Below are 12,096 nucleotides of genomic sequence, written 5' to 3'. Positions count from 1 at the left end.
GGGACGCTGAGAACTTTGTCGTGCAAGACGCTGTAGTTGTCAAGATTTACGATCGGGGGAAAGTTAGTAACGTTGATATTCACCGTACTGGGGACAGTCGCAGCGCCGTCGCTAGCGCTGTAGGTGAAGGTATCTAGACCTGCAAAGCCTGCTTTTGGAGTATAAGTGAAGTCGCCAGTTTTGTTGAATGCGATCGTACCGTTGACCGGGCCTGTAACTAAGGCAGCAGTCAGCGTGTCCGAGTCCGGGTCGCTGTCGTTGCCTAAGACTCCCGTCGCCACAGGGACGCTGAGAACTTTGTCGTGCAAGACGCTGTAGTTGTCAAGATTTACGATCGGGGGAAAGTTAGTAACGTTGATGGTAACTGTTGCTGATTGAACAGACGTATCTGTACCGTCGTTAGCGTTGTAGGTGAAGGTATCAGTCCCTACAAAGCCTGCTTGAGGAGTATAAGTGAAGTCGCCGGTTTTGCTGTTTAAGACGATCGTACCCTTGGTCGGGCCTGTAACTACAACGGCACTCAGCGCGTCGTTGTTATTAGCATCGGTGTCGTTGCTTAAGACTCCTGTCGCCACAGGGACGGTGAGAACTTTGTCATGCACTACGCTGTAGGTATCATTGGCGGCCACCGGGAAATTATTCACCGAAATTGGGCCGAGAGTAAAAGTGGCACTTGCTTGATCTGTGTCGTCGCCGAAAAATAAGAAGTTTGGCTTGCTGTAGGGATTGTAGGGTAAAGCAGGCTGGCTGGTTGCTGGATTAAATGCCGTGTAGTTCCGCAGTGGTTGATTGGTCAGGGTTGGTATTGCTACACCGCCAGCGAACAGAGTGTAAGTAGCGCCTTGAACCACAAATTTGTAGTCCGTAGGAGTGCTGATGTTAAGAAGTGCGTTTTCCGCGCGAGTAAACACGGGGGGAACTGATGCTGTACCACCCTCTTGGGCAAAAATGCCTCCGTTGGCGCCGAGGTTGCGGTTGGTGAAACCCAGTTCAATGCCATTTTGACCGTCGCTGCTAATGGCGATGAGGCTGAAACCTGCCCGATTGTCGCTATTACTGGTTTCCGCCGTAACCGCAACTCGAAAAGAAACGCTGTAACCGTTGGTGCGATCGAGTGCGGGGAATGTTGGACTGATTGGAGTAAATGTTGCTGGCGTTGCTGGCGGGCTTGGGGGAGTATATTTGTAGTTGGTGTAGCCTGCATAGCCTGTAGTGTTATTAGCCGCCGTCACGCTAGCAGTATTAATTCCCGTGTTGGGCGAGTACGCACCAGCAGGAAGAAGGCCAGAACCAAATGGGGCGGGCAGGGGTATCTGTCCGTAACCTAATTGGGTACCTGCTGGTGTCCCGATACCGGGTGTTGCCGCAGGAGGCGGAAAGTTACTTGTACCGTCGTAGAGGGTGCGGCCGAACACAAATTGATAGGCGGCGATCGCAGCTTGGTCGATCGCCAGTCCAGAAGCAATCCTTCCCGTTGTATAATCTAGTTCCCAGTCTCCGCCTAAAGCTGAATTGCCGATCGGCCCGCTGGAAGCCGCAATTTTTGCCCGCGTTAGCCTACTCAGTTGCTGCACAAAATTAGCGCCCGTTTCGCCGGAAGCTACATCGCACCCGTATAGTAAAATCTCTGCACTCTCTACCAGCGATCGCCACCAACGCTGCAATTTATTAGCATAAAAGTTTAAATTTGTCAAGTTTAGATCGATCGCGCCTAGCTGCAAACTCGCAGGGCGACCGTGGGAGATAATATGAATGCTTCTAATATTGCTGCGACTCCCTAGCACTTCCGTAATTTGTGCTACTCCATCCCGTGCTGCATCGATTATAATTACTTCTATTCCCACTGCGATACCGTTGCGGAGGTTTTGGATATCGGGGAGGGCGGAGTCGAGAAAGGCGATCGAACTCATAATAGAATTGATAAAATTTGGCACAACATACCTCTGGTTAGATGACGTTACGGAAATTAATATCTAATTAATTTAGCAATTTCAATATTAAATGTCATCAGTAGAATTGGCTCACTACAGGGTTTGTAGTGGGGACTTCAGTCCTTCATGAATGCGGACTAAAGTCCTCACTACAAACCTGACTGGTTCTGTTTAAGGTTCGATCGCCAAAAGTTCTTCTGCTACCAATCCTTTCTGAATAGCGAGCACTGCTGCTTGAGTGCGATCGCGCACTTCTAACTTTTGCAAAATCGCGTGCACGTGCACCCGCACCGTACCCGGAGCAATGTACAATATTTGTGCAATTTCTTGATTGCTTTTCCCCCCCGCAACTAAAGCTAAAATTTCCTGTTCTCGCTTCGTCAGCGGATTGTCTAAAATTTCGGGTTTTGTCGCGCATTTGCTAGGTTCTGGATTATTAAAAACTGCCCGAATTTCCGCAGTTGCCGCTTTGTCCCACCAAGAAGCGCCCGCTGCTACCGATCGAATTGCTAAAACTAATGTTTCCGCGGCAATTCCCTTGAGACAATATCCCTGGGCTCCGGCTGCAATTAACCTTTCAATTAAGGTTTTTTGGGCGTGGGATGTTAAAATCAAAACAGGAATTTCTGGATGCCGCTGTTTAATTTGACGGCACGCTTCAATGCCACCAATTCCCGGCAAACCCACATCGAGAACTACCACATCCGGCAAGTGTTCCTGAGTCAATTCTACCGCCGTTTCGCCATCTTCCGCCTCGGCAATTACTTGCAAGCAAATTTCTTGCTGCAATCGGGTTTGCAGTCCCAACCTAAACAGTTCGTCGTCTTCAACTAGGAGAATTCGCAAGGGAGAATTAGGTTTCATTGGCGGAGATAGCTGGTAGTCGGAATCCAAACAACGCCCCTAAAGGCAATTTGTTTTCTGCCCAAATTATACCGCCGTGGGCGTCAATAATTTGGCGGGATAAGTATAACCCCAATCCCGATCCTTTGGCTTGCCGATCGCCATTTCCTTGATAAAAACGCTCGAACAGGTGCGGCAATTCCGAAGCGGTAATTCCCAAGCCGCTATCGATCACTTTCACTACCTGATAGCTGGCCGAAGATTCCATGACTATTTCTACTTTACCACCGCGAGGAGAATGGTTGATCCCGTTTGTTAGCAAATTAGCAAAAACGCGCTGGAGTTGGACTGCATCGCCATTTACCCACAAAGAGCGGCGAAAATCTGACTCTCCATAATTCATACTAATGTAAACTCGACGCGCTGCGGACAAATGGATGAGGGTGGCGATTACTTCTTCTGCTAAAGCTACTAAATTTACGGGTGCAAGTTGGAGTGTTAAACCTTCGGCATCGTTGCGGTAAACATCCAGCAGCGTTTCTACTAATTGTAGTGACATTTTGTGCGATCGCGCCATTGTTTCGAGAACTTTTTGCTGGCTGGGAGTGACTTCCCCAAATTGTGCTGACTGAAAGGCTTTTATTGTTTCGATCGCCCCCAGCATCGGCGTTTTCAAGTCGTGACTCAAAGTAGAGACAAAATCCTCTCGGATGCTGGCTAGCTGCTGCTGAGACTGTAACTGAGCTTTAGCGATCGCGATCGCTTCTTGGTACTGCTGGTTGCGATCGCTCAAATATCCCGTCACTCCTAAAGCCATAACTGCGATCGATCTATTTGCAACTGTAGCTAGGGCGATCGTTTCTCCAGCAGGAACAAACAAATTTAACAGCGTCAAAGCTACCGCTACCAGGGTAACTTGTAACTTACCCAACCGACTCAAGCGCGAATTTGCCAGTAAAATCGGCCCCGTGTACAAGTATCCAAACAGATACTGCGAGGGCGTGCTAAATTCCAGCGCGATGACAATAGCGAATAAAAGTGCGATCGACCACCTTCCCCGCAAATACTTCTCTTGAAGTAGCAGATTTTTGTTGATTTTTAAGAATTTTCTCAATATTTTCATTAGAAAGAAAGGAGAATAATATAGCGATCGGCACAGCGGTGAGGACATAAATAACCTCATGAATAGAGCCTATATCCCACAGCAGAACCGTTTGATTTCCTTACTCTGCAACTGTCCACTATCCACTGTCAACTGTCCACTGCTATATAGCAATCGGCAAGGCGATGGCGGACTCGATCGATTGCTGAAACAGACGATCTTATGACCTAGTGCCTTCTGCCTCCTGTTATACCATTTTTATAAAGTAGCGCGATCAAATCACCCCCCCAACCCCCCCTTACTAAGGGGGGGCTAAGAGTTGATCTATAGCAAATCTTTATAAAATTGGTATTACATCTTAATTTACTCAAAATCTAAGAAAATGCGTTACGCCTTGCCCTATCTGGACAAAAATCTATAGTCCTGGACGCATGGGGGCCCAGAAACCGGGTTTTTTTACGACAATACTTCGTTCGTACTCGAAGATTAGGTAAAAAACCCGGTTTCTTTGTCGGAGTGCGTCCAGGACTGATCTAATTATGCAATCTTGTCTAATGAAAAGTCGATGAGAAGTCGATGAGAACTTACTCACGTTCTCAAATAGCCACCTGATTTAATAAAAACACGGTAGAAAGTGCGATCGACTTAATATCTTGCAGCATTCTCGATCGGCAAGCAAGAAACTAGGTGCTGTAAAACGTAACTATGTAAAGGATTGTAAAGTATGCAAATCCCTTAAAAGTGGGTAATTTAACTCTAAGTGGGTAATTCAGCCCTATTTCCATACTTTTATGTAGTTTAGTTTAATTGGATATACCTACTTAGTAGGTGCGTGCAAAGTTGAATCATGGTTGTCCTCGCGGGCAAGGAAGCAAGCACGGGCGTACTTCCTCCGTTAGAAGCTGTGCCTGTATAAAACAGCGTACATCTTTACCAAATCTTTACAGAATTTTATGGAATAAGCGGTTACAGTCGATGCTAGAAGTTCTCACTCTTTTTAAATCAGGAATAGGTGTGTGATGCCAAACTTTAATTGTCAAGTTTCAGGAAGTGCGATCGCCTTTATCGACACTCAAGTACCAAATTATCAAAGTTTGGTGGCTGGGGTAACACCGGGTACGGAAGTAGTGGTTTTGGATGAGAACCGGGATGCGATCGACCAAATCACTGAAATTTTAGCTCTTCGTACCAATATTGATAGCATTCACATCGTTTCTCACGGCACTCCCGGCCGCTTGCAACTGGGTAGCGGTAGCTTGAGTTTAGACAATCTAGATGCTTATTCCGAGAAATTGCAGCAGTGGCCCAGTGCTTTCACGCACGGCGCAGACATTCTGATTTATGGTTGCAATGTCGCATCAGAACCTGGCGCTTCCCTCAACGTCCGAGAGGGAATTAATTCCCTGTTCGAGCGCGAAAGTCGGTTGAAACCGAAATTTTGCGCCATTTTCAATCATCCTGTAGGGGCGGGTTCGCCAACAGCTTTAAAGATAACAGACAGGTTAAATAAACCCGCCCTCCCCCACGAAAAAGCCCCAATTAACATTAATGAATGGGCGATCGACAATCAACACCCAGCAGACAATTTCACCTTCATCCAGCGCATCGCCCAACTCACAAATACCAACGTTGCCGCCTCCAAAAACCTCACCGGAAGTGCAGCAAAAGGCGGCGACTGGGAACTAGAAGTCACAACCGGGAAAATAGCAGCACCTTTAGCATTTCGGCCCGAAGTTCTAGCAGCATACAACCACGTCCTTGCCACCTTCAGTGAAGCTAGGAACTATAGTTCGGGCCAAGGAAGGATTTCTGACATTGGTACGGGCGATTTTAATGGTGACGGTTTCCTCGACTTAGTAGTGCCAATGGGGGAAAACAACTCCCCAAAAGATCTTGCCATATTGTTGGGGACGGGTACTACGGGCAGCTTTGGGACTCCTATCAGCTTATTTAAGCCAGGTAAAGAGAATCCCTCTGGCGTTGCAGTGGCCGACTTTAATGGAGACGGCAAACTCGATTTAGCTACAACGAATTTGGGTTTTTCCAACGGCAATTTCGTTTCCATCCGGCTGGGGACGGGTACTGGCAGTTTTGGCGATCCTACCAATTTCGGTCAAGGGATAGATCATAAGTCGATCGTAACCGGTGACTTTAATGGAGATGGCAAGTTAGATTTAGCCACAACTCCTTACTCCATTTTTGATAACTTCATTTCAATACTTTTTGGAGACGGTACTGGTAGCTTTGGCACTCCCGTTAAGATTAGTACACAAACACCAAAGTTTACTCTTGCCACAGCCGACTTTAACGGCGACGGCAAACTCGATTTAGTCACATCGAACAATGAAAAGACTAATAACATCTCCGTTTTCTTAGGAGATGGTAAAGGCAACTTTAACTCCCCCGTTAACCTTAGCTCCCCCACTAACAATGGCAGCACCGGCGGGACTGAGCGAACTGTCATCACAGGCGACTTTAATGGCGACAGCAAACTGGATATCGCCACTAATAACAGCACCGATCGATCTGTCTCAGTCTTCTTGGGAGATGGTACGGGTAATTTTGATACTGCTAACAACTTTAATGTCGCAACTACTGGAGGATTTCCCCAATTTGTGGTTGCAGGGGATTTTAATGGCGACGGCAAACTCGATTTAGCCACGTCTAACTACTTTAGTACCTACCTTTCAGTTTTGTTAGGAGATGGTACAGGTAAATTTGGTACTCTCAGCAACTTTACGATCCCGAATTCTTTCGCATATGCTTATATGATTGCGAGAGATTTTAATGCTGACGGCAAGTTGGATATAGCTACGGCTTTCGATCAAAATGTCTCGGTTCTGCTGAATACATCGAATACAGTTAATTTCGGTGCGGCCACTTACAGCAGCGTGGAAGGAACAACAGACACAGTAGTTAATATTCCCGTCAAGATCACCGGCGGCACTCCCTTAAACGATGTAGTTGTGCCAATTGTCCTCGATCCCATTAGCACGGCCACCGAAAATTCAGACTACACCTTTTCCCCTACTTCGATTACCTTCCCCGCAGGTGCAACAGGTGACGAACTCACCAAGAATGTGGCAGTTACTATCAAGTCTGACAATCTCTCTGAAAACCCCGAAACTGTAATTTTCAACCTTGGTACAATTACTGGTGCGATTGCAGGTTCCACAAAAAAAACCACACTAACTATTTCCGATCGAGGTTCTGTTGCTTATGCCATTGCCACCGATACTGCCACCATTGACGAAGGCAATAGCGGCAAAAAACCTCTAACTTTCACTGTGACTCGCAGCAACGTCACTAACGGGGCAAGTAGTGTCAAATATGCGATCGCCGGAACAGCTACCAACGTCACCGATTATAACAATATCGGCGGCACTTCTGGCGCACGAACTACTGCTGGCACCATTAATTTTGTCACTGGTGAAATATCGAAAACCATTACTCTGGATGTGTTGGGCGACACGGTAGTTGAACCTGATGAAACTATTACCGTCACCTTGTCAAATGCCACAGGTATCGCAGCGGCAATACCGATAATTACCGCTGATACGGCTACCACAACTATTATTAACTACACTGCACCGACACCAACACCAACGCCAATATCGCCAACGCCGACGCCAACGCCAATATCGCCAACGCCGACGCCAACGCCAATATCGCCAACGCCAATATCGCCAACACCAACGCCAACGCCAACGCCAACGCCAACGCCAATATCGCCAACGCCAATATCGCCAACGCCCACACCGACACCAACGCCCACACTACCAACGCCGATACGAACACCGACACCAACACCGACACCAACGGATAATCGCCCACCATTGGTAAATCGTCCTGTCTTGTCGCAAGGAGGTTATAAAACCAATGAGTTGACCTTTGCTGCAAACACCGATACTGACCCCGATCCGGGCGATCGCATTAGTTATACGATCTGTCTGGCCGATTACAATGCTTTGAATTCGTCTGCATTCACTTTGGAGAGATCTCTCAACGGCGGTTCCTATCGCCAGCCGGTAGACGGGTTAAGTTTTCCTCAAATTCCTCTCCCCTCATGGTTAACTTTCAATCCCGAAACCCGTACTATCAATTTAGATGCGAGTCGCCCAAAATCTTTCAACTATTGGCTGAAGGTAACGGGAACCGATTCATCAGGTGCCAGTGTTAGCGAACTCGTTCGGTTCAAGAGTAACAATTTCGGCGGTTTTGTGATTGACAACTACATTGCTGGTTCTACTGTTTTCTTAGATGCCAACAAAAACGGCATACTCGATCCTAACGAACCATCTGCCATAACTAGCTCTAATGGTGAATTCAATCTGAATTTCGCCTCCGACATTTTTGACAAAAATGAAAACGGGGAAATTGACCCAGAAGAAGGCAATATAGTTGCCATAGGTGGCACCGATACCGCCACGGGTTTACCGCTAGAAACACCAGTTACGGCACCACCAGATGCTACTGTTGTCACCCTCTTAACCAGTTTAGTAGCTGACTTAATCGACAAAGGAGTTACATCAGCAGAAGCACAATCTTTAGTCAAAACCGCCCTTTCCATCCCCGCTGATGTTGACCTGATTAGCTTAGATCCCATCAAGGCAACCAACAACAACCAGCCAGGGGGAGTCCAAGTCTTATCCGCAATGGTGAAAGTCCAAAACATCATCACTCAAACTAGCGCTTTGATTGACGGTGCTTCGAGTGCATTAACTAAGGATCTTGTCAAGGCTGTTGTCAGTTCAATTACGACTCGAATTCAATCTGGTACAGTTTTAAACCTCAGCAATGCAGCAGATTTAGAACCAATAATTCAGCAATCTGTCAGTAGAATCAAGCAAGTTGACCCCAGTTTTAGCAGTCAAAACTTCACCCAAATTGCCTCGCAAGCTGCGACTGTAATGGCAACAGCAAATCAACGCATTGATGCCGCTGTCTCCAGTACAACAACTTCAATTCCCGAAGCAGTCGCCCGCGTCCAAAAAGTAACTTTGGGCGCAACTACTCAAGACTTTAAAGCAGTTGGTGCCGGAAGCAAGCCAATTTCTCAGTTAGTTGCTGAGAATACTGGTGCTGCTTTAGATAGCAAAATTCAAGACACAACGTCGCCTGCGCCTGGGCTTGCGGTTCCTGTTGTTACCGGTGACGCAGATTTCGGCAGCAATTCCCCCGATCGCATTCTTGGTACAAATGACGACGATATCCTGACTGGCGGCAGCGGAAATGATGTTTTGATGGGTATGAGGGGCAATGATTACCTCGACGGTGCGATCGGAAATGACTCTCTTTTCGGAGGCAAAGGTAATGATATTATGCTGGGAGGTAGCGGTAATGATGCCTTGTTTGGCAGTCGCGGTGCTGACATTTTGAATGGCGGTGATGGTAACGATATTCTGCTGGGAGGTAAGGGTGACGATTTGCTGACTGGCGGTTTGGGAAGTGATATTTTGACGGGAGGTAATGGCAATGATAAATTCTTGCTTGCTACCAATGCCGGTACTGATACTATTGCTGACTTTGAAGTTGGTAAAGACTTGTTAGTATTGGGTAACAATCTCACTTTTGCACAATTGTCAATTACTCAAGAAAACAGTTCAACTTTCATCCGTTTGTCAGCAACAGGTGAAATTTTAGCCTCTCTCAATGGAGTGTCTGCCAGCTTGATAAGTGCTGCCAATTTCAACATAGCTTAGACAGTCCCGGACGAAGGTATTCTCTATGTCAATACGGTTCGCGATCGACTCCTGATACTCGGAGATCCCCCTAAATCCCCCTTAAGAAGGGGGACTTTAAGAGCATTCTTTCCCCTTTTAGGGGGGGTTATGGCGTGTTTTCTTGCGTCCTAGATCCCCCCCTAGCTTGCCCCCTACTCGACCCCTACTCCCCTTAAAAAGAGGGGGGAGAAATGCTTTCAAAGTCCCCCTTTTTAAGGGGGATTTAGGGGGATCGAGATCTCCATGAGTAGTTTGAAAACACGCCCTAGGGAGGATCGGTCTTAAGTGAACTGTATTGTTCTATATGTAGGGTGTGCAGTGCGTACCCTACTACTATAAATTGCGCGTCCAACTATGCGAGTCGGTAAATCCTGTTTGTTAAAGCATCGATCGCATTGTGGCGCCAAAAACAGTGTTTAGACAGCATCTATACCTGCAAGTATAGATCGATCGCTGCATCTAAACATTCGCCTAGCAGTCTAAGTATAGGGCGGACGAGCATAAATTCTAAACAGTAACTTATATCTTAAGACTGATTATCAAAAACTCAAAACTTCTGTAGAGTAATTAGTAAATTAAAACTTACGTACTCATACCAAAGAAACCGGGTTTTTTACCGAATCTCTGGGCTACAACCAAGAATTTTAGGAAAAAACCCGGTTTCTGACACTACAGTGCATCCAGAACTATAAACGAGGATTTTTTAACTAAGTTATGCTGCAAGGATTAATTCAAATTGCATTAACGCTAATCATTTTAATAGCGATCGCCCCCGTGTTCGGCAACTACATGGCACGGGTGTACATGGGACAACCAACCCTTCTCGATCCCGCAATTAAACCAATAGAACAACTGATATACAAAGCCAGCAATATCCGGTCTGTAGATTCCATGACAGGCTGGCAATATGCGCGATCGCTATTATACAGCAATGCAGCAATGGGCATATTTGTCTTTCTAATTTTCATGCTTCAGGGACTGCTGCCTTTAAATCCCACCAGCCTCAGCGCACCAACCTGGGATACTGCGCTGCACACAACTATTTCATTCCTCACAAATACCGACCAACAGCATTACTCCGGCGAGACAACATTCAGTTATCTATCCCAGCTAACTCTGGGTTTTTTAATGTTTACCTCCGCCGCCACGGGTTTAGCTGTAGGGATTGCCTTTATTCGGGGACTGACTGGTCGCCCCCTAGGCAACTTTTACATCGATTTAATTCAATCAATCACCCGGATTCTGCTGCCTATTTCTTTGATAATCGGCTTATTTTTGCTGATTTCTGGAGTACCGGAAACCCTAGCCGGCCCCGCAGTTGCCCGCACCTTAGAAGGCGGCACCCAAGTAATTGCTCGCGGCCCTGTCGCTCACTTTGAAAGCATCAAACAACTCGGAGAAAACGGCGGCGGATTTTTCGCCATTAACTCGGCTCACCCTTTTGAAAATCCCAACAATTTTGCTAACCTGCTGGCCACACTAGCAATGGTTTCGATTCCCGCTTCCCTAATTCACACCTACGGCAGATTTGCCAATAACAAAAAGCAGGGATGGCTGATTTTTTGGATGGTGTTTGTAATTTATGTGGTCTTGATTGGCATTGCAGCAGTTGGCGAAGCTCAAGGCAATCCCCAAGTTAATAGTTTGCTCGGTTCGGTGCAACCAAATTTAGAAGGAAAAGAAGTTAGATTCGGGTGGGCCCAAACTGTACTTTGGGCGGTGACTACGACGGGGACAATGTGCGGCGCCGTGAACGGAATGCACGATTCTTTAATGGCTGCCGGCGGTTTTGCTACTTTGTTTAACTTGTTTCTGCAAATTGTTTGGGGCGGACAGGGAACGGGAACGGCTTACTTGTTTATATACCTCATTTTGAGCGTGTTTCTTACCGGGTTGATGGTGGGGAGAACGCCGGAATTTTTGGGGCGTAAAATTGAAAAACGGGAAATTGTTTTAGCGAGTGTGGTTTTGTTGATTCACCCGATCGCAGTTTTAATCCCCGGCGCCATCGCCCTCGCCTTTACCGACAGTTTGAGCGGCATCAGCAACCCGGGATTTCACGGCATTTCGCAGGTGATGTACGAATACGCTTCGGCGGCGGCTAACAACGGTTCGGGTTTTGAAGGATTGGCCGATTCTCAACCCGCAGCGACAGGACTTTGGTGGAATTTAAGCACCTGTTTTAGCTTGCTGATGGGGCGCTACGTGCCAATTATTGCCTTGCTGCTATTAGCTGACAGCATGACAAACAAACAATTGGTTCCCGAAACCACGGGAACATTAAGAACAGATTCGATTTTGTTTACCAGCGTGACAGCAGGAGTAATCATTATTCTGGGCGCACTAACATTTTTCCCAGTTCTAGCTTTAGGGCCAATTGCAGAAGGATTTGAAATTAGCAGCGGTAAGCTTGAACCTGCACCCGCAACTGCGCCGTCACCTCTAGCAACGCCTTCACCAAATAGCGGACAGTAGAACACCGATAAGTGCGCTAACT

5 protein-coding genes are annotated in these 12,096 nt (G+C 46.9%); 2 read left to right on the top strand and 3 right to left on the bottom strand.

Annotated features, from left to right (window positions below; translation table 11 throughout):
* The 3 genes from QUB64_RS09700 to QUB64_RS09690 form a co-directional block, all read right to left on the bottom strand.
* Nucleotides 1-1,934: DUF4347 domain-containing protein (locus QUB64_RS09700; protein WP_333394035.1), on the bottom strand; the 1,934-nt coding region annotated here is incomplete at its 3' end.
* A 168-nt stretch (nt 1,935-2,102) separates the two neighbouring features.
* Complete coding sequence (locus tag QUB64_RS09695) at nt 2,103-2,795, bottom strand: response regulator transcription factor (RefSeq protein ID WP_333268003.1); 693 nt, start codon at nt 2,793-2,795, stop codon at nt 2,103-2,105.
* Nucleotides 2,785-3,897, bottom strand: coding sequence for a sensor histidine kinase (locus QUB64_RS09690; protein ID WP_333268263.1), 1,113 nt, complete (start codon nt 3,895-3,897; stop codon nt 2,785-2,787). The genes QUB64_RS09695 and QUB64_RS09690 overlap by 11 nt, the downstream gene beginning before the upstream one ends.
* A 998-nt stretch (nt 3,898-4,895) precedes the next feature.
* Here QUB64_RS09690 and QUB64_RS09685 point away from each other — a divergent pair.
* Both QUB64_RS09685 and kdpA read left to right on the top strand, forming a co-directional pair.
* Nucleotides 4,896-9,578 (top strand): DUF4347 domain-containing protein, encoded by a 4,683-nt coding sequence (locus QUB64_RS09685; protein ID WP_333325243.1) that lies wholly within the window; start codon nt 4,896-4,898, stop codon nt 9,576-9,578.
* Nucleotides 9,579-10,313: 735 nt separating this feature from the next.
* Entirely contained in the window at nt 10,314-12,074 is a 1,761-nt protein-coding gene (gene kdpA / locus QUB64_RS09680) for a potassium-transporting ATPase subunit KdpA (protein WP_333268008.1), read from the top strand.
* The last annotated feature ends 22 nt before the right edge of the window (nt 12,075-12,096 follow it).

It is taken from the genome of Microcoleus sp. Aus8_D2 (assembly GCF_036702665.1).
Lineage (GTDB): Bacteria > Cyanobacteriota > Cyanobacteriia > Cyanobacteriales > Microcoleaceae > Microcoleus.
The sequence above is the reverse complement of the archived record's forward strand: the minus strand, read 5'-3'. Positions and strand labels throughout refer to the sequence as shown.

Coding starts and splice junctions, on each gene's coding strand:
- QUB64_RS09685 (WP_333325243.1), top strand. CDS start 4,896: ATGCCAAACTTTAATTGTCAAGTTTCAGGAAGTGCGATCGCCTTTATC.
- QUB64_RS09695 (WP_333268003.1), bottom strand. CDS start 2,795: ATGAAACCTAATTCTCCCTTGCGAATTCTCCTAGTTGAAGACGACGAA.
- QUB64_RS09690 (WP_333268263.1), bottom strand. CDS start 3,897: ATGAAAATATTGAGAAAATTCTTAAAAATCAACAAAAATCTGCTACTT.
- kdpA (WP_333268008.1), top strand. CDS start 10,314: ATGCTGCAAGGATTAATTCAAATTGCATTAACGCTAATCATTTTAATA.